This is a genomic window from Pseudoalteromonas sp. XMcav11-Q (genome assembly GCF_040104525.1).
Classification (GTDB): Bacteria; Pseudomonadota; Gammaproteobacteria; order Enterobacterales; family Alteromonadaceae; genus Pseudoalteromonas.
In genome coordinates, this window is sequence record NZ_JBECOX010000022.1 from 14,576 (window position 1) to 34,947 (window position 20,372).

The window sequence follows — 20,372 nt, forward strand, 5'->3', positions numbered from 1 at the left end:
TTCTGTTAGTCCTTTTGTTGTTTTTTTCTGCGGCGAAGGGCTGCTGCTTTTTTCTTCTCAACTCGAGAAGAAACCTGAGATAAAGTATCGTCATCTTCGTTAGATGAAGAGTCTATATATTCGGCGAGTTTTTGAATTGTCGGATAGTTATACAGTTCAACAACCGCTATTTTTTCATCAAATGTTTGTTGTACTTTTTTATGGATCTGCATCAAAACGAGAGAGTCCCCACCAAGCTCAAAGAAGTCGTCTTGAATCCCTACTTTTTCTAATCCAAGCATTTGCTCCCAAATTGACACTAATGATTTTTGAGTGGGAGTTTTTGCTGCAACAAAATCCACTTCCAAATCAGGTCTAGGTCGTGTTTGTTGTGGTAACGCGTCATTCAGGTCGAATAAACCAGTGTCACCATCTGCGGAGTTTTCATAGCGTTTTATAAAATCCGATGCTGCATACAAAGTTACTGGCTGACGGTGAGCTAATGTCTGTTCGATAACACTCATTGCAGTACTATTATCAATGCCTGCAGGCATCGCTTTATGTTTATATACAAATTCACTAAGAGGTATATTGCTTACCTTACTTGAAGAGCTAGCTAAGTCTGTTTCAATTTTCTTCATCGTGAAATTTGAAATAGTTACTAGCTGCTCTCCTGTTAAGCTGAGTAAACAAATATCAAAGCTCATGACTCCCGATTTGCTGTCCTGACTCTGCAACTCGACAAAACTATAAAACTGACCTTCTAGCTTCGAATATTGGGTAAGCTTTGCATAGCTAATTGGTATATAGACGCCACCATCAATAAAAGCTCTCAGATAAGAGGTTGCGCAATCCAGTAAGGCAGGATGTAAACTGTAGTCATTAATATCAGTATCGAACTGTGCAGGTAAGTGCATTTTAGCTAGGCCTGAGCGCTCGCCGATCCACACCTTTTCAAAACAGTTCCATCTCTCACCATACTTCATCAACTGATCGTGCTGCTCTGCATTTCGGCTCACACCAAGAGCTTGAGCCCCAAGGTCTGCAGCACCAGAAACATTGTCGAATACTCTTCCTTGAATTGAATTAATTAGCTCATTAATCGACATGCTTTCTGGCTGCGCGCTCGAAACTCCACTTACCTGCCCTTTCGCATGAATTTGGTACAACTCATTACTCGGCTGATAACTCGTAATTTCGAATTGAGTACCATTGCCATCGACTGTTAGGTTGGTATATAAATCAGACCAATCTCCTGCAGATAGGGCTGCACCAGATAAAAAGTATACGTCTTTTAAAGTGATGTGCTTTGAAGGGGTTGAATGCTGAAATGCAGCTGCAGCCATCTCCAAATAGGTTGCACCAGGAATCGTTGGTAAACCCATAACCCAATGCTCAGCAAGCGGCCAATCCCTCTCTGTATGAAATTGCTTACAGTAGACTGTCTGGCCTGACTCATTGATAATTTGATCGCCCAACAGTGGATGAGTTTGATGCGCTGTAATCCGTCTTCTGCCATTTAATGCCTCTACAGCCATTCCAGCTTCTTTCCAAGCATCCCAGCGAATACTGAAAACTCTATCTATACCTCTACTGTGAGCTGCTTCTGCTATACAATCCAAACCAGCATTGGCTGAGCTATAGTCACTTTGACCCATGCCACCTAAAATCCCCGTAACCGAAGAAAATAGTACGACGAACTCCATCTCTTCACGCTCGCAAATATCAACCCAAGCGTTGGCGGTTCCCAGCTTTGCAGCTAGTACCTTATGCACAATTTCATTTGTTTGGTTCATCACCATCGTTTCACCTGGCAGTCCCGCTAGGTGAAATACACCGCTAACTTGGCCAAACTCAGTGACGGCTTTGTCCCAAATTATTTGAGCTGATCGCGGTGTACTTACATCCGCCTCAAGGCAAGTTACATTGGCACCATAGGAGTTCAATTCAGCAATAAGAGGAGAAGATGAACGGTCTGTTCGACTCACTAACACTAAGTTAGCTTTATATGTTGACGCTAAATAACGAGCAAGTTCTTGTCCTGCACCTCCGAATCCACCTGTAATTACATAAGTCGCATTATCACGAATAACTACAGGTGAACTGCTCTTTTCTAGCTCCTTGCCAATTTTTAGAAACTCTGGTTGCCAAAGATTTCTGCCTCGCACCGCACTTACAGTGGACAATTTTTTAGAACGTATTATTGGAAGTAACTGAGACTGACTAAAACTTGAACTATCAAAGTCAATTTGATGCGCTGAGATGTTCTGATGCTCTTGAGAAATTACTTTCAGTGTGCCGTACACCAGCCCTTGTTCGGGTTTAAGCAACTCTATACCTGTAACGTTACAAGCTTCTGTTGTTATCGCAAACCAACTCATCTCATCTTGGTAAGAGACATTTGAGAATGCTCTTGCTAAATGGAGATATGTGAGGATGCTATGATAGTTGTCAATAGTGCTTAAACTTGGCCAAAATGAGATAATTTTTGTCGGTAATGTCACTAACCGCGTTAATTCCGCAACTAGCTTTTCATAATCTTCAAATATTTCCGCTCTCATAATGTAGCGGTTTTCATCCTCTCGCTTAAATACTTCTCCAACCCTAACAGTCGTTATTGTGCTTGCTGTTTCCAACTCTAACTGCTTGATAATATTTTGGGAAAAATGACTGTTATCATCGAGAACGAGTATATTACCTTTATTGTCACTATCCTGTGATAGGAGTGATAGCGCTTGTTTACTCCACTGTTGCTTATAAAATCCTTCAACATCCTCTTCTGCCGTTTCTCTAAAACCTGAAAACTGAGTTTTATAAACTTTGCTATCAAATTGATAAGGAGGAAGGTCGGCGATCTTGTTAAAACCTTGAAGTACCCTGCTCCAATCAGGTTCAATATCAAGCGTATAAAGCTGCCCTAAACACTTATTGAATGCTGTATGTTCATTCTTTTCGTTTCTTTTTGCGCGGGTGGTATGCAGGACTAAACTCTGACTTTCTAATTGCCCATGGCGTGACACAATGTTGGCTAGCGTATTACCTGGACCAACTTCAACAAAAGCTCGACTTGGTCCTGACAACAGCGTGCTGATACCTTTGTGAAATTGAACCGTATGACGCAAGTGCTTAACCCAATAAGAGGCATCACATAGTTCCTGCTCACCTGCCCAATCACCTGTCACATTTGAGATAATCGGCATATTGGGAGTATTCAGTTGAATCCCTTTGAACTCAGCTTCAAAGTCACTTAACAGTGGATCCATTAATGAAGAGTGAAATGCACTTGATGTATTGAGCTCTGTAGTTTCTAATCCATTGCTTCGTGCATCTGAAATAAATATCTCAATATCCTGGACTGCTCCAGCAACAACATAGTTCTTTTCAGAATTAATAGTCGCAATTGATACATTCGACCACTTTGACGTGTCAAACTGAGTCCAACTGCCATTCACTGCAATCATTTTCCCCGGCGTAGCACGAGACATAATTTGGGCTCTAGCGCTAATTACCTTTATCGCGTCTTGAAGGCTGAATACCCCAGCAACTGTCGCAGCAACATACTCACCAAGACTATGCCCAATTAACGCACTAGGCCGATACCCTTTATCAATTAGACTTTGAGCAATTGCAAACTCAACGGTGAACAGTGTAAGTTGCGCAAGTTTTGTTGCTCGTAACTGTTCGTCACTTGCTATCTGCTCAGTATTTCCCCAAAGTAATTCGCATACATTAACACCTGTGAGCTCATCTATGTGTGTAGAGCATAACTCTGCTACTTCTCTAAATTTTGTATCATTCTTATATAGCCATTGTGCCATCTTAGAGTATTGAGAGCCTTGACCACTAAACATGAATACCAGTGATTCAGGGTGCAGCTCCTTATTAAACGCTGTCGCTATGTATTGATTGTCGGCATCATGAACAAGTGCAGACTTAATACTCTGCTTTGAACGCTTAAATAACATAGTATAAGCAGCAGATAGTGAATCGTTAGTATTTGACCGCAACCAGCTCTGCATTGCGGCTAAGTTACGTTGTAGACTCTCTTTAGAATGACCAGTAACAGGAATAAAGGCAGCACTTTGTTGCACTGATTCCATTGCGGGTTTTCGATACTCTTCTAAAATAATATGCGCGTTTGTTCCACCAATCCCAAACGAGCTGACGCCGGCACGTTTTACCCCTGCTGATGGCCATTGCTGGAAGTGATCCGATACCATTAGCCCAGATTCAGAAAACTGGCACTTCTGATTTGCATCCTTGTAATGCAAGCTTGCTGGAATCCCGCCATGCTTTATAGCGAGTACCGCCTTAATAAACCCAGCGATACCTGCTGCGGTATCTAAATGGCCAAAGTTGCTTTTTACTGAGCCAATTAAACAAGGCGTTGATCTATTAACGCCATATACTTGGTTCAAAGCCTGCACCTCTATAGGGTCTCCCAGCTTTGTTCCTGTTCCATGAGTTTCAATGTAACCGATGCCTTGTGGCTCAACACCAGCAATCTGTAGTGCTGTACTTAACACATCTCGCTGGCCTGCAACACTTGGTGCGGTATATCCTACTTTATTGTTACCATCGTTATTAATTGCTGAACCTTTAATAACAGCATGAATTTGATCACCATCGGTAATTGCATCATGTAGTCGCTTTAAAACGACAAACCCGACTCCATCACTCAAGACCGTCCCCTGAGCACTTTCATCGAATGGCCTACATTGACCATCAGGAGCGAGGATCATTCCCTCTTGATAAACATATCCTTGTATATCTGGTTCAACTAAAGCTGGGTTGGTAGATAATGAAACAGCTCCAGCTAACGCAATATCACTATCCCCACTTAACAGACTTTGACAAGCTTGGTGAATTGCAACTAAGCCTGTTGAACAAGCTGACTGTACCGTCACAGCTGGACCATTTAGATTGAACTTGTATGCCAAACGAGTATTAAAAAAGTCTCGACTAACGAGATTAATTATCTCGTAAGCTTGTGCACCACCTTCAGAAGCGGCTTGGCTAAATTGAGCTGTCCATAATGGGTTTGCTGAAGCTCCACCAAAAACGCCCAGCAACCTCTCATTTAACGTCTCTCTCCCACAACCAGCATCTTCAAGAGCTTGCCAAGCAGTCTCATGATAGAGCCTCAATTGAGGATCCATTAAAATAGCTTCACGCTCACTATATCCAAAAAACTCTGCGTCGAAGGCCATCGCATTTTCCACAACCCCCTTAACTGGAACATAAGAGTCTTGCGATATCAGCTCACTATCCACACCTGCACGCTCTAACTCTTCAGAAGAGAATGTTGACAATCCACACCGGCCTTCTCGCAACAATTGCCAAAACTCTTGTGTCGAGTTCACTTTGGGGAATCGCGAAGACATACCTATGACTGCGATTTCAGCACCATGATAATTTTGATTAGTACTCATTGACTTGTTTCCTTGTATTCAATCTTCTTTGAAGCCTTGATTTGCCTGATTGAAGTTGCTCTGTTCGGCTTTTTGCCTCGGAGTTGCGGGTCGCAGAGGCATCAATGACTTGAGCCAGCGCGTTAAGTGAGGGATAACTAAACATATCGACAACAGTTAGTGACAAACTCAATGCTTCATTCAACTTTGGCACAAGCTCAACCATTTCTTGGGATCTTGCTCCTGCATCAAAAAAGTTTGTCTCTGCATCAAGGTGAGGTATCTGAAGGTGATGGCAAATAACGGCTGCCAGCTCCTGTATCAAACGATCTTCATTTTCAGTTGTGCTTACCTGTGCAAAACTCGAAGGTAGTGAAAGCGACTTACTATCTAGTTTGCCACTTGGTGTTAAAGGAAACGCTTTAAGTGCTTGCCAATGGCTTGGAAGCATATGTAATGGAAGGTATTCAGAAGCGGCGGCTCTCAAATGTTCAGAGGATAACTCATCATTTTCAGAGATATAGTAAGCACATAAACACTGATGACCAGAGTCAGATGTCTTGATTAGAACAACTGCGTCAGAGATATTCGGTAACTTTTTCAGTATTGACTCTATTTCACCTAGTTCTATTCTGTACCCTTGGAATTTAACTTGAGTATCTATTCGTCCTACAAATTCAACACTACCATCTGCCTGTATTTTCGCTAAATCTCCCGTATTATACCAACGCTCTCCATTACAACTAATGAAGCGACTAGCAGTTAGCTCAGGTTGATTAAAGTAGCCTTTTGCCAACCCCTTACCACTGATGTATAACTCACCCGTCCAACCCACAGGCATGAAGCTATGCTGGCTATCTAGAATTGCCATCTGTGTATTAGCGATTGGATGGCCTATTGAATTTACACTCCAACTCTCTTCCACTCGGATACAGCTTGACCAAATTGTTGTTTCAGTTGGCCCATACATATTCCAAAGCGCATCAACCTTGCTTGTTAGCTCAGTTGCTAAATGCTGTGGCAGAGCTTCTCCTCCCACAAGCGCCTTTAAGCTAGGTTTACCTTGCCAGCCAGAAGCTAATACCAACTTCCATGCGCTAGGAGTCATCTGTACGATGCTGGTATCAGGTTTGTTAATTTCATCAACCAAACCTTGCAGATCATGGGTTATACGTGAAGGAAATACTTTGACCGTCGCTCCACTTATTAACGGAAGTAATAGTTCTAAAATAGATATATCAAAACTAAATGGAGTGACGGCTAATAATCTATCTCCACGGCTGATTCCTGGTTTTTTCCTCATTGAGAGCAAAAAGTTAGCTAAAGATAGATTCGAAATTTCAACGCCTTTTGGCGTACCTGTAGAGCCCGAGGTATATATAACATAAGCAGTGCTATCGTTTTTGGCTACGGTAGTCGAGCCAATTTCAACAGCGGTATTTTCACAAAGTGACTCTACAATATAAATCTTATCTGTTAGCTCAAATGCTAACTCAGAGAAATCACTATCGATGACAAGCAATGAAATATTACTGTCATGTGCCATATGCTTTAGGCGGCTAACTGGATAGCTCGGATCCATCGGCACAAAACCAGCTCCAATTTTACTCAGCGCTACAATCGCTTCCACCATTCTTTCTGAGCGATGAAGCATTAGCCCTACGAGATCACCGGCTTTGACCCCGATTTCCTTGAATCTCAATGCAAGCCGCGTTGAAGAAAGATCTAAGGCTTCATAAGTAAGTTCTCTGTTTTGACACGACACAGCTACGGTATTCGGAGATTTCCGCACTTGCTCCAAAAATAAGGTAATAAATGGTTGTATTTCCTCATCAAGTCCAGTGTCGGACAGAGATAACGATTTATTTTTCTCAGATGTAAGCATTAATTCAGAGAGTTTTACCTCTGGATTATTTGAAACTTGTTCTAGAAGAGAAAAAAGTATTTCTAAAAGCTGTGCAATTTCCTCTTTTGAAAAGTACCCCATGTGATAATCCACCTGTAGTTCAACAGGCTGCACTTCTCCATTGTCCCAAATGGTTAAGTTAAAAGGAGTAGTTTGGAAAGGGTTTTCGATATAATGGTAAGATGCATGCGCTTTAGCAAAGCGACAACTATTATTTAATTTTAAGAAGTTCACACACACATCATAGAGACCACTTCTTGCTTCAGGGCCCATATCAGAAACAATATGACCAATTGGGTATTTCTGATGTCGATATATTTTTTTTTGCTCAGAAGCTACATAGCTAAGAAACTGATCAAATGAGGTGTCTGATGTATAAGCTAGCGATATAGGGCTAACACTTGTATATAGAGCTATATCATTCTTTTGTTTCGCTGATTTTCGATTGTGAGCTGGTAACCCTACATTAAAATTACGCTCTCTATATAGTCTAGAGAACATTATAAAAACAAGAGACAAAAATACAGTACCAGGGGACTTAGCTAGAAACCCTTTGTTTGAAAATAAGCTTTCATACTTATCTCGCGCTACTGAAAAAACAACTCTCTCACTTGAGCTTTTCGATTCCAATTTCCTATTTGGAATAAGTATATTCCTTTTAGAACAATGCAAGTAAGACTTCCAAAATTCCTTATCTTTCTGATACCGTTCTGACTCCAAGTATACTGAGTCTTGTTCAAAATAGTTTTGCTGCGCGTGCTCATTAACCTGATATTCTTTTGATTCATAAGCTTTTGAAAGTGCCTCAGCCCATAGCGCAAACCCCCAGCCATCAATCAGCAAATGATGCGCTACACCTACAAACCAGATCCTTTGATCTGTCAGTTGAATGATATAAGTTTTGTAGAGGCATCTTCCCTTAAGATCAAAGGGCTGAGAAAATATTTCTTTCACAAGCTCCTGCGCTGACTTAATCGGTTCAATAGCGTCTCTATAATCAACCACCGTAGACTTAATATGTAAAGCGTTATCAAATCTTGCTTTGGGACCATCATGCTCATGCTCAATAGTCAAACTAAACATAGGGTTACTTGCTATAACCTGATCACTTGCTTCTAATAAAGATGTGACATTTGCCGAGCTTATATCAACATATCCACCAATATTATATTTAGCATTACCAATACAATGTAGCTGATCGAAGTAAACATCCTTCTGCGCTAGAGAAAAATCAAACCTCATATGCGTTATCCTTATTATTTTCTGAGTTTTTAAAATTTGATTTTTCAGCCTTAGCCTCGCCATAATTTAACCTTGAAGCACTTAGCTGAACCTCTCCTTTATCTAAATGAACGAGCTGATCTGATAAGTTATAATATCTATCATCATGAGTTATAACTATAATCAACTTATTTCTTGACTTTAAAATAGGTAGGATTTCTTTGTAAAAAATCTCTCTAAATTGAGGATCTTGATCTGCAGCCCATTCATCAAATAAATAAAAATCTTTATCTTCTACAATACTAGCTATTAATGCTAACCTTCTTTTTTGACCATCTGAAAGTTCTAAAGTAGAGAATCCATCTCCTTCTAAAAACACCTTCTCATCGAGGTTAAGCTTCACTAACCAATAATTAATTTCATCTATAACATCACTATTTTCTAAATCAATTCCATGCAGCTTTTCAAATAAGTGATAATCACTATAGATAACACTTATTGACTGGCGATAACTATCAATATTGCTTTCATCAACTTTCACATCATCAAAGATAATATTTCCTGATGTTGCCCTATAATGAAGTGTAGCGACCTTACAGAAGGTTGATTTACCCGAGCCATTCCCTCCAACAATAAAAGTTATTTCTCCGCGTCTACAACTAAAAGAAATTGGGCCAACTTCAAAATTAGATTTTTTATAAGAAAAGCAAGTATTATCGAAAGTTACTTTTTCCCAGTTACTAACCGGGGTTAATTCACTCTCTACCTCCTTAGACAAAGATGCAAGAATCAGATCTACTTTATTATATGACGCATTAGCTCTATAAATTGGAGCTATTGATTGCAATATCCATCGAATTGGGCCGGATATATATAGCAGAACCATAACTATACCCAGTAATTCACCATGACCAATCGAGTAGTAATTAACAAAAGAGAAAACCAAAACGGCGATAATTAGATAGGTTAATAGCATCCCATAGTTTTCAGCAAAGATTGTATAGTTATACGTTTTAGTAAGTGTTTCACGCATTTCATTTTCAGCTTTAAGCAACTCATTTTTAATAAATGACTCTCGCTTAACATTATTAACTTTCAACTCTTTCGCTCCCATTAGTAAAGAGCGAAATGATTTTTGAAGTTCATCTGTTTCTTGTCTTGATTTATTAAAAAACCTCATGGAATAGATGATAGGAATTTGATAGGTAATAACTGAAACAACTAAACAAACCAATAAAAATAGAAATGCCCCCATACTTAAAAAGTAGATATATAAAAATACACCTAACAAAATAACTGAACTGACTAACAGACCAGGAACTGCTTGCGCCCCCATCATAATTCGACTGATATCTGTACTTAATACAACGAGTAATTTAGAAGTTCCAACTGACTCAAGGTTCTCGATTGGAGCCCCTAGAATCTTTTCAAACAATCTTTTTCGGATATTACTCGCAAGCATTAATGCTGACTTTTGTAATGCAATCATTGACACTGATTGCAAAATAAAAATCGCAGCGCAAATACCTAAAAATAACAGCGCTAAATTTGGATGTGCTATTTGCACGCCCAGTACCTCAACAAAATCTGCGGTGCCGTCTAATACATAGCTAAACTCTTCAATTGCGATTAGAATAACTGGAACTAGCGACGCGTAGATAAGGCCTGCGATCGCGCCGCTCAACAGTGAAATAAAGACAGAGTTAGGCGCCGTCTTTCCTAATTCGGAGAGTAACCTCATTACAATTCCTTTTTATTAATTATTATATTTATTGCGGTGTTTCAGTAACTAATTGATTACTTTCATATAAGTCGATCATGTCATCATAGTGTGGGCTCATGATATTGCCGGACTGACCCGTTGAATTGATGTACCAAGACTTAAACCCTTCCTGCTTACTCGACACCATAATTTGGCGAAACCCAGCACCAAATATCTGCTCATATCCATCAGCACTATCAAACCGATAACCGGCGGCATTCACGGTATCTAATGAACCAGCTCCAGTGATCTGCCGCTCAAAAATTCGTCTCGAAAAGTCCGCTTCACTAAAGGGTTGATGCGCGAAAGTTCTCGGCGCAAGCTCTCCCCATGACCACGGCCTAGCGCCAAACTTACGCTCAAGTTCAACTAAAGTCGCTTGATAGGAATCCCTAATTTCATCTGTACATTTTTCTGAAGTGTCAGAACACCATAATTCATGGTCTTGTAAGGCGAGCAATAACTGTTTGTCGGTTAGACTAGATGCGGTTAGCCCGCCACCAAATTGTGTAGCAAGACTTTGTGAATGGAATAATTTGACTTTTAAATTTCTGATCATGACTTGGTATATAGCACCAACGTCAGGGTCAGATTTATAATCTCCGTCCCAATGTAGTAGCTCACCAAGTAAAGGCTTCAGATTTGGATAGTCATTTCTAAGAAGGTTGAGTAGATCTATCGCTCCTAAGTCAAGTACATCACCTTGAATACTCCGGAAAGTATCGATGGAAAGTTTGTGTCCTCGCTTTAACTCACCTTCTATAAGAGATGCTATACGTTCCGCTCTATATGAAGGAGCCCAGTCCATAGAAATGAAGTAAGGATAATCCTCAGAGACATGTTTTTGGTTGGCATTAATGATATAGCCTTTTTTAGGGTTGAATTCCGTTGGCATACTTTCCCAAGGAATGTACCCAGTCCATTCAAACTCATACTGATTAACAGGTATGGCTCCAGAATGTTTTTTGCGAAGCGGAACTTTACCCGCGCTATTGAGGCCTATATTGCCTAGGCGATCTGCATAAACAAAATTGATTGTCGGCGTGATAAGAAGCTGGAGCGCATTCCTGAACTCTTCCCAATTAGAAGCATAATTCAGGTCGATCAAGGCAGAAATAGAAGTATCACTGTCATTTAAAGCTGTCCATCTCAGTGCATACCCATGAGACGCGCCAGCACTATAATCTAGAATAGGCCCATATTTTGATTGTGCAACCGTATGTTTTATAGTCTCTGGGGCTTTTCTAAATTGAGCTGGGAAGTCAGCCTTAACCGCGATCTCCTCTACCCTTTGAACAATTTTCTCTCCTGCAGAATTCCCTCCTCGATTAAGGTCCACTATGACCAAATCTTGCGTATCCGCGGGCATGTTAGTACCGCCCCAAGCAATATGAGCATTATGTCCAAATACAATTACAGGCAATCCTGGAATGGTCATACCTGATGCGTTTACTTCGCCGCCTAACAAAGACGCTCGATACCATAATGAAGGCATTTGGAAAGAGAGATGAGGATCATTCGCCAACATCGCATCGCCCGAAGCACTTAACTCCCCAGAAATTGCCCAAGCGTTACTCCCGGCAAATTTGCCTCCAATCCCATGCTCTAGCAATAAAGCTTCTTCGATACTCGCTAACTGGCTTAACGTCTCATCCAATTTAGCGACACGTGATATATCCTCTGATAAAGATTGCTGATCATTAAGCTCTGGATAGATTGAGTGTAAATAGTCCACTGGTAATTTAGCGGCAGCTTGTACTCTGGCGCGTTCATAATTAGCAGCAAAACTCAGAGAGTAAGAAAGTAGCTTACCTACCATTAATGAATCTTCAGGAGACCAATTTGAAGCAACGACACCAAAAACCCTAAACTCAATTGGTAGGTTTTCAGAATCTCTGATATACGCATTCACTCCTTCAGAGAAGGCAACTAAGATGCCTTTTTCCCGCTTCCCTAAACTTTTTAGCGCCTCTTTTGCAGCATCAGCAAGCCCCAAAGTACGCATATATTTATCACGCTCAATTGTTGATGCTCCAAAGACCTCACTCAAAGTACCTTTAATTAATCGGCGCTGTAACTCCATTTGCCAAAGCCGATCTTGAGCTTGAACATATCCCATAGCGAAAAAAGCATCATGATCACTTTTCGCGCTTATATTTGGAACTCCGTACTTATCTCTAGAGATACTCACTTTGTTACTCAAAGCGCTATCGCTTAATGTTATATTATCCAGAGGTAAAGTTTCTCTCTCGTCTAAGTAAAAATAAGAGATGATTATAATGAGGGGAATAAATACTAAAATAACAAATCTTAATGCTAATGACTCTCGAGAAAACACCTTACTTCTTCCTTGCATATCAACAGTAACAAACGAAAATTTAGCCTATTAGAGTGCATCAAGTAGCCCCTTTAACATTAGACTCAACTTATTAATATCAGGTACATAGTACCCAAAAAATGAAACCGATCAACACAAAAAACAAAACAAAAATTAACTCGATTAACACAATTAACACACAGGACACAATTGAGAAATACAAAATTGCATAATGTACATACAACTTCCTCACATGCAGTATCATTCACCTAAATACAGACAAATAAATGGTGAACAAAAAGTCGCCTATAAAATGCGGGCTCTTTGGTGTTAGCGTATATAAACAAAAGATGTAAAAATTAATCTAAGAAGCAGTTAATGAGCAAAGAAAAGTTTCGATTAAATACCTAAAGAAAGGTGCTTTATATGCAATATTTAGAATGTATTTTTTCTATAAATTTAGAAATTAATTTCAATTTTCTGCTCAATACCAGACCACCATTAGTGCAGACAACTGAATATACTCGAGCAATTTTTAGCTATTCGATATCTTGATACCTTGAGCATTTAATCAATATCAACTACAACAGAAATGGAAAGTGTCGTTGTCAGGAAAAATATTACGCACCACCATGGAACACTTACGCACCAATTTAGTGCAAAACATCCGTTCACAGATCAGTGAATTTAAATAAATCACTAAAAATCAAACAGTTAAACAATTGGCACGATTAACGCTTATCAAGGTGCAATTGCAGTACATTGCAGCAAAAAATAACCCAACGAGTCGGAGGACACATGTCACAATCGGTTTTAGATTTTATTAAAGAGCACGACGTAAAATTTGTTGACTTACGTTTCACAGATACAAAAGGTAAAGAACAACACGTATCGATCCCGCATCATCAAGCCGATGAAGACTTCTTTGAAGACGGCAAAATGTTTGATGGCTCATCTATCGCTGGTTGGAAAGGCATCAACGAATCTGACATGGTACTTATGCCTGACGCAGAAAGTGCTAAGCTAGACCCGTTCGCAGAAGAAACAACCCTTATCGTCCGTTGTGACGTGGTTGAACCAAACACACACCAAGGTTACGAGCGTGACCCACGTTCAGTAGCTAAACGCGCTGAAGAGTTCATGCGTTCAACGGGTATTGCAGACACCGTATTATTCGGTCCTGAGCCAGAGTTCTTCTTGTTTGACGATGTTAAATTTAAAACTGACATGTCTGGCTCAATGTACAAAATTGATGCTGAAGAAGCGGCTTGGAACTCAGACAAAGACTACGAAGGTGGTAACACAGGTCACCGTCCTGGCGTAAAAGGTGGTTACTTCCCAGTAGCACCGGTAGATTCGTCTAATGATTGGCGTGCAGCTACTTGTTTAGTACTTGAAGAGATGGGCCACGTTGTTGAAGCGCACCACCACGAAGTAGCAACTGCTGGTCAAAATGAGATTGCGACTCGCTTTAATACTATGGTAACTAAAGCAGACGAAATCCAAGAGATGAAGTACGTTATCCACAACATGGCTCACCTATACGGTAAGACAGCAACCTTTATGCCTAAGCCAATCGTTGGTGATAACGGTTCAGGCATGCATTGCCACCAATCACTTGCTAAAGACGGCAAGAACATCTTCGCAGGCGACAAGTACGGCGGTCTATCTGAAGAAGCGCTTTACTACATTGGTGGTATCATTAAGCATGCTAAAGCAATCAATGCATTCACTAACCCAGCAACAAACTCTTATAAGCGTCTAGTACCAGGGTTTGAAGCGCCAGTTATGCTTGCATACTCAGCACGTAACCGCTCAGCATCAATCCGTATCCCGGTGATCCCATCAGAAAAGGGTCGTCGTATCGAAGTACGCTTCCCAGATCCTGCGGCTAACCCATACCTAGCTTTCGCAGCGCAGTTGATGGCTGGTCTTGACGGTATCCGCAACAAGATCCACCCTGGCGATGCAATGGACAAAGATTTGTACGACCTACCAGCGGAAGAAGCAGCAGAAATCCCAACAGTTGCAGCATCACTTGACGAAGCGCTTGCTTCTCTAGATGCTGACCGTGAGTTCTTAACTCAAGGTGGCGTATTCACTGACGACCTAATCGATGCGTACATCACACTTAAGTCGAAAGAAGTTGAAAAATTAAACATGACAACTCACCCAGTTGAGTTCGAAATGTACTACAGCGTTTAATCGCTAACAGACTACTACGCTCAGTACCGCGGTATTGAGCTTGTAGAGCCAAAACTCATTATGCGTTTCTGGCACTCTTAATCATATGTGTTCTCAAGCCCGTAATTACGGGCTTTTTTAATTTAATTCAAAAGGTTAAATTAAATATCTCGAATAAATTTATTATCGGAGTTACTCATTTGTAACTCGCAATTCCAACAACACTATACTAAAGTATGAACAGTAGTTTACTGTGGAGAGTTGTGGTGCGTCAGTGGTTTCTTATAATGTCGGTTAGCATGACGCTAACCCTAACAAGCATTGATGCTGCAGCAGAGTCCAATCCAAAAATCTATCGCTGGAAAGACAAAAACGGCCATTGGGTCTATTCGGATGTACCGCAACCAGGTTCAAAAGAAGTCAAACTCAACGCCAGCGCTTTAACCATGCCAAGTGTTGATACTAAAATTCTCGAACAAACGGATACAACACCAACGATTCAATATACAGCTAAAATCACTTCTCCTGAGCATGAGCAAACAATCCGTGATAATAGTGGCAGTGTATACGTAACTGGCACCATAGAGCCAAGATTTACCCAAGGACTAAGCGTGCAACTCTTTCTCAACGGAACAGCCACAGGGCCAAAACAAAGTAATACTCAGTTTTCTTTGCGTGGTATCAATCGTGGCGAGCACTCTTTGGTTATGAAAGTGTTTAATCAAAAAGGTATGTTAGTCGCCCAAAGCGATGCTCATAAGTTCTTTTTGCACCGCAATACCGTGAATAATTAGAGCGATATTGCTTACCTACACTGACTTTTAACCAGTAGTTGCAAACACACCATACTCATCCCTCCTGCTATTGAGGAGGCCAAACTCGACATTTCATTGTGTTCAATCCACAACCTTTGCTCACCCACCTGGATTTGATAGTAGACTTCAGCCTTTGTTTGCAGTAGATATTTATCTCGCCAGTTAGGTTGAACGACCCGCATTACGCCTGTAAGGGTGGTTTTCTCGCCATTCGTAGCCCGATGTAAATTAGCGGTGTAAGGAGGAAAGCAACCCGTATACTCGGTAACATACCTAGCGCCTTGAAAGTCACAACCACTCATGCAGAACGTGACAAAAAGGCTCCCCCCGCAAGCACAAGCTAGATGTATTTTTTGAAACAAAGCATTAATAATGTGGGCACCTTAAAGTTGGCATGCTTTATTAATACCAAGTTTAGGATACGAGTTCGAAAACCCCTAGTTTCTGAGCTCAGGTAATAATTTAATCCAATGGATGCAAAGCTATGCTATTCTCATTGCACCACATTGGTGCACGGTGAACATATATGGATCAACATAACTCGATTGACTTGGATAAAGTTTGGCAATCTCTCTCAACCGCGATTTTAGTGCTCGATCAAAATTTAATGATCCACTATGCCAATTACAGCAGTAGTGAACTACTGGGACTCAGCACTAAACGGCTTGTTGGGCTGGCGGTTGATAGTGTGTTTAATCATCATCATATAGACTTGCCACGGCTCTCTAAATACGTGCTACAAGATGGTGTAGACTGCCAGCAACACAGGGTAGACGTGGTGTTTGTAGATAATCGTGTTGCGACACTAAGTCTGCATGCCAGACGAGTTTACCTTGCAGAAGAGGCGTTCATTTTAGTGGAATGTCGCCGTGTTGATGATGCCCTGCGTTATGACCAAGCATCCAATCAAATGCACCAATTTCAAGCAGCTCGAAACCTCATTCGCAGTCTTGCCCATGAAATAAAAAATCCACTTGGTGGGATCCGCGGTGCGGCGCAATTATTGCAGTATGAAACTGATCAACAAGAACGGGAAGAATGTGCCACGCTCATTATTGAGCAAGCAGATAGATTACGCGAGTTGGTAGATAAACTGCTTGGACCCAATCAGTTACCACAAAAAGAGCCGTGTAATATCCATCAGGCGTTAGAATCGGTGATAAAGTTAACCACCTTGGAGCGCGATGCCGATATCACCTTGGTAAAAGATTATGATCCCAGTATTCCGGCTATCGTGATAGATCAAGCCAAAATTCAGCAGGTTCTGCTGAATATGCTACGCAATGCTCAACAAGCGCTACAGCATGACGGTACGATCACCATAACAACGCGTATTAAACACCGTCTTCATCATGGTGAGCGACTATTGAAAAAAGCATTACTCATCCGTATCAGCGACAACGGTCCAGGGATCGCCGATGAGGTAAAAGAGACATTGTTCTTTCCGATGATCACGAATAAAGAAGGAGGCTCTGGACTTGGGCTCTCTATCGCGCAAACTTTGGTAGAGCAACACCAAGGATTTATCGAATGCGATAGTTGGCCAGGACACACTGAGTTCAGTATCTACCTTCCCTTTGACAACACCGAAACAGGAAACGTGCAATGAAATCAGTTTGGTTAGTCGATGATGACGCTTCAATCCGATTTGTTTTAGAAAAGGCATTAAAGCGAGCTGAGTTTGAAACCGAGAGCTTCGCCAGTGGTCAAGATGTATTGACCGCGCTTGAATATGAGCAACCCGCAGTGCTGATCTCAGATGTACGTATGCCAGGTATCGATGGCATGGCCTTGTTAGATAAAATTGCAGGGCTCTACCCAAACTTGCCGGTGATCATTATGACCGCACACTCGGACTTGGATTCTGCGGTCAACGCATTTAAAAAAGGGGCGTTTGAATATCTCGCCAAACCTTTCGACTTAAACGAGGCCGTTTCCCTTGTGCAACGTGCATTTCGTGCAGGCCAGCAAACTAAAAAGCAAAAGCGCCAAAGTGAAAAAGCCAATAGCCCCGACATTATTGGTGAAGCCCCAGCGATGCAGGAAGTGTTCCGCGCCATCGGTAAACTTTCCGCTTCAAGCATGAGTGTATTGATTAACGGCGAATCAGGCACGGGTAAAGAGCTTGTGGCAGGCGCGCTGCACAATCACAGCCCGCGCAAAGAGGCTTCTTTTATCGCGCTCAATATGGCCGCCATCCCCAAAGATCTCGTCGAGTCTGAGTTGTTCGGCCATGAAAAAGGCGCTTTTACCGGTGCTGACAGCATGCGCCGTGGCCGCTTTGAGCAAGCCGATGGCGGCACCCTATTTTTAGATGAAATCGGTGATATGCCACTGGACGTGCAGACTCGGCTATTGCGCGTACTCGCCGATGGTGAGTTTTATCGGGTTGGTGGCCACAACAGCGTGAAGGTCGATGTCCGTATCGTCGCGGCTACCCATCAAGACTTAGAGACACTGGTCAAGCAAGGTAAATTCCGTGAAGACTTATTTCACCGCCTCAATGTCGTCAGGTTAAAACTACCAGCCTTACGTGAACGCCCTGAAGATATCGCCGCCCTGTGCGATCACTTTCTTGCAAAAAGCGCAAAGGAGCTAAAAGCCGAGCCAAAAATCATCTCCAAACATGCTCTGCAAAAAATGCAGGCGTATCATTGGCCTGGCAACGTTAGGCAATTGGAAAACACCTGCCGTTGGTTAACGGTAATGGCCCCGGGTGAACTTGTCACCCCTGCGGATCTTCCCGAAGAGCTAGAAAAGCCACAACAGATTGACGCCTTAGAGCATGGCAATTGGCTGGACGCATTCCAAACTTGGTTAGACTCAGAGTTACGTAAAGGAAAAGACCATATTTGGCCCGATGTACAGGCACAATTAGAAACACGACTGATCAAATCCGCACTCAATGCCTGTCATGGTCATAAGCAAGATGCGGCGTTAAAGATAGGTTGGGGACGCAATACATTGACCAGAAAACTAAAAGAGAGAAATATTCAGGACTGACTCGATTGCTTGAGTCACATAGTTCCGCTACGTGGGCAGCAATCAAGTCAGAAAAACAACTTAACCTAATGATATATAAGTGACTTTAAAAATCCATCAGAACAGTCTACACTCTCTAAGTTAGGTCCAGTTAAATAGTGCTAGTGTGTCATCTTTTATAGTCGCTTTAATAATAATCTCAAGTGCTTTAGGTGCGGGAGAAGCTAAGGTAGAGCATACCTATGAATATGATAGAGCCGAGTATTTTCTCAACAAAGACCCTGCTCGTGCTTTACAAATCATTCAGCAGGTTGAGCCAGACAGGCAAACGAATAAAGCTCAATATATCAAAAGACAGCTTTTAGAAGCTACAGCACTAATGCTGCTGCGAAACAATGATGTTGCGCAACAGCCTGTGGCACGGCTTTTTGAGCTTTCTCAGACTGCTGAGTTTCGAGGCGAGCTTTTCCAAATCACCTTTTTATCCGCAACTTTGCTTAGACGTGCAAATCGCCTGGAAGACGCCACACAAGCCTATACTTGCGCACTTAAATACACAACTAATTTGAAGCAACAGCTGAGGGTATTAAATGGACAAGCAAATACACTCAGAGAACAAGGACGATACCCAAAAGCAAGCGCCATTTACGCTCAAGCAATCAAGGTCGCAGAGCAACTCCCTGATAATATAGCCATGGCTTCTATCTACAACAACTTAGGGGTGCTGCATCTAGATGCCAATAACTTAACAGATGCAAAATCAGCCCTTCAGCATGCTTTTGAACTTTTCCAGCTAGCCACAGTCAAGTCAGCCGTTTTAAATTCCGGTCTCAATCTTCTACTCGTCGCGGTGTTAAGCAAAGATGAAGTCCTTTATCAACGCCTCCAGCCTAGATTACAAGCACTAACAGAGGATTACTTAAATGAGTCTCGATCGGCTTATCTTGACTGGATAAAAGCAGGACAGGCGTTTTCCCAAGGAAGCCACCTCAACGGATCAGAAAAAGCCAAGTTAGCGGCATCTTTTTTGAAAATAGATGACTTAGGCTTGAAGCGATTATTAAAAACACACTTAGCTGTACCAATGAATGTGCGTCTAGATGCATCAGCATTTAAGCAAAACGCGTTTTCACTGAGTAGTTTAAAAGCAGCTCCTGTATGGGTCAAAAAGTTACTCAACTGCAACTGGTGAGTTGATTTATTCACAGCAGCTTGTATTCATACCTCAGAATCAACCTGCAAATGGGGGGTAATCATTGACGAGAAAGTCAAAAGCACGCAATATTCAAGAATAAGTTTGATTTGTGAATAGTTTGCATGAAGTTACTTGAAAATGTGCCACTGTTTAAACAACTAGAGATCATCAATCGCTTAGCGTTTTTTAAAGAGTTTACGCTTGCCGAGCGCCAGGTATTGCTTGAGTCTTTTGGTCACTTATATCTGGTGCAACAAGAGCGTCATGCTTTCAAACGCTTTGAAAAAGACAATCGCCTGTATATTATATTAAGCGGTGAGTTTTTGATTTTTAAACAAGATGCGGCCCATGATTTAGGTAAAGTTGGTCCTGGAGAGTTTTTAGGTGAAGGTGCATTTATCACTAACCGAGAACGCAGCACTAGCGCACAAGCGTTAAAAGACAGCATCATATTGGCGATAACCCCAGATGCATTAACACGCTTGCCCAATGTGATCCGGGAAAAAATCAAAGATAAGCTCATTGAAGGTATGAGCCATCGCATTGCTAAGCTCAATGCATTTATTGAAGGGCAAGAAACCTAAATGAGCAGTGGGAGCC

Annotated in this window: 10 protein-coding genes; 6 read left to right on the forward strand and 4 right to left on the reverse strand. The window is 41.6% G+C overall.

The genetic code is table 11. From position 1 onward, the window contains the following. Positions 1-5: 5 nt before the first annotated feature. From ABMY45_RS22185 to ABMY45_RS22200, 4 genes are read right to left on the reverse strand one after another with little or no spacing between them, the layout of a single operon-like run. Complete coding sequence (locus ABMY45_RS22185; RefSeq protein WP_349289517.1) at positions 6-5,411, reverse strand: SDR family NAD(P)-dependent oxidoreductase; 5,406 nt, start codon at positions 5,409-5,411, stop codon at positions 6-8. After that, the gene (locus ABMY45_RS22190) at positions 5,401-8,538 is read right to left on the reverse strand and encodes a non-ribosomal peptide synthetase (RefSeq protein ID WP_010604332.1); all 3,138 of its coding nucleotides are present in this window, start codon (positions 8,536-8,538) and stop codon (positions 5,401-5,403) included. The genes ABMY45_RS22185 and ABMY45_RS22190 overlap by 11 nt, the downstream gene beginning before the upstream one ends. Next, on the reverse strand, positions 8,528-10,258 hold the full coding sequence (locus ABMY45_RS22195; RefSeq protein WP_010604331.1) for a cyclic peptide export ABC transporter: 1,731 nt from the start codon (positions 10,256-10,258) through the stop codon (positions 8,528-8,530). Before ABMY45_RS22195 ends, ABMY45_RS22190 begins: the two co-directional genes overlap by 11 nt. A gap of 28 nt (positions 10,259-10,286) precedes the next feature. After that, on the reverse strand, positions 10,287-12,470 hold the full coding sequence (locus ABMY45_RS22200; protein ID WP_158299088.1) for a penicillin acylase family protein: 2,184 nt from the start codon (positions 12,468-12,470) through the stop codon (positions 10,287-10,289). A 924-nt stretch (positions 12,471-13,394) separates the two neighbouring features. On the opposite strand from ABMY45_RS22200, the gene glnA reads away from it, so the two are divergent. The 6 genes from glnA to ABMY45_RS22230 all read left to right on the forward strand — a co-directional run bounded on the left by glnA (position 13,395) and on the right by ABMY45_RS22230 (position 20,356). Next, a complete protein-coding gene (gene glnA / locus ABMY45_RS22205) occupies positions 13,395-14,801 on the forward strand; it encodes a glutamate--ammonia ligase (RefSeq protein ID WP_010604329.1) in 1,407 nt (468 codons plus the stop codon). 266 nt (positions 14,802-15,067) lie between these two features. Continuing rightward, positions 15,068-15,574, forward strand: a complete 507-nt coding sequence (locus ABMY45_RS22210) for a DUF4124 domain-containing protein (protein ID WP_010604328.1) — start codon at positions 15,068-15,070, stop codon at positions 15,572-15,574. A 547-nt stretch (positions 15,575-16,121) separates the two neighbouring features. Then, positions 16,122-17,204, forward strand: coding sequence for a nitrogen regulation protein NR(II) (gene glnL / locus ABMY45_RS22215; protein ID WP_174171038.1), 1,083 nt, complete (start codon positions 16,122-16,124; stop codon positions 17,202-17,204). Then, on the forward strand, positions 17,201-18,598 hold the full coding sequence (gene ntrC, locus ABMY45_RS22220) for a nitrogen regulation protein NR(I) (protein WP_010374447.1): 1,398 nt from the start codon (positions 17,201-17,203) through the stop codon (positions 18,596-18,598). Before glnL ends, ntrC begins: the two co-directional genes overlap by 4 nt. A gap of 145 nt (positions 18,599-18,743) precedes the next feature. Beyond that, the gene (locus tag ABMY45_RS22225) at positions 18,744-19,769 is read left to right on the forward strand and encodes a tetratricopeptide repeat protein (protein WP_211867469.1); all 1,026 of its coding nucleotides are present in this window, start codon (positions 18,744-18,746) and stop codon (positions 19,767-19,769) included. A gap of 125 nt (positions 19,770-19,894) precedes the next feature. After that, positions 19,895-20,356 carry a cyclic nucleotide-binding domain-containing protein gene (locus ABMY45_RS22230; RefSeq protein ID WP_227387619.1) on the forward strand — a complete coding sequence of 154 codons (462 nt, stop codon included), beginning with the start codon at positions 19,895-19,897 and terminating at the stop codon, positions 20,354-20,356. The last annotated feature ends 16 nt before the right edge of the window (positions 20,357-20,372 follow it).

Coding starts and splice junctions, on each gene's coding strand:
- ABMY45_RS22185 (WP_349289517.1), bottom strand. CDS start 5,411: ATGAGTACTAATCAAAATTATCATGGTGCTGAAATCGCAGTCATAGGT.
- ABMY45_RS22190 (WP_010604332.1), bottom strand. CDS start 8,538: ATGAGGTTTGATTTTTCTCTAGCGCAGAAGGATGTTTACTTCGATCAG.
- ABMY45_RS22195 (WP_010604331.1), bottom strand. CDS start 10,258: ATGAGGTTACTCTCCGAATTAGGAAAGACGGCGCCTAACTCTGTCTTT.
- glnA (WP_010604329.1), top strand. CDS start 13,395: ATGTCACAATCGGTTTTAGATTTTATTAAAGAGCACGACGTAAAATTT.
- ABMY45_RS22210 (WP_010604328.1), top strand. CDS start 15,068: ATGTCGGTTAGCATGACGCTAACCCTAACAAGCATTGATGCTGCAGCA.
- glnL (WP_174171038.1), top strand. CDS start 16,122: ATGGATCAACATAACTCGATTGACTTGGATAAAGTTTGGCAATCTCTC.
- ntrC (WP_010374447.1), top strand. CDS start 17,201: ATGAAATCAGTTTGGTTAGTCGATGATGACGCTTCAATCCGATTTGTT.
- ABMY45_RS22230 (WP_227387619.1), top strand. CDS start 19,895: ATGAAGTTACTTGAAAATGTGCCACTGTTTAAACAACTAGAGATCATC.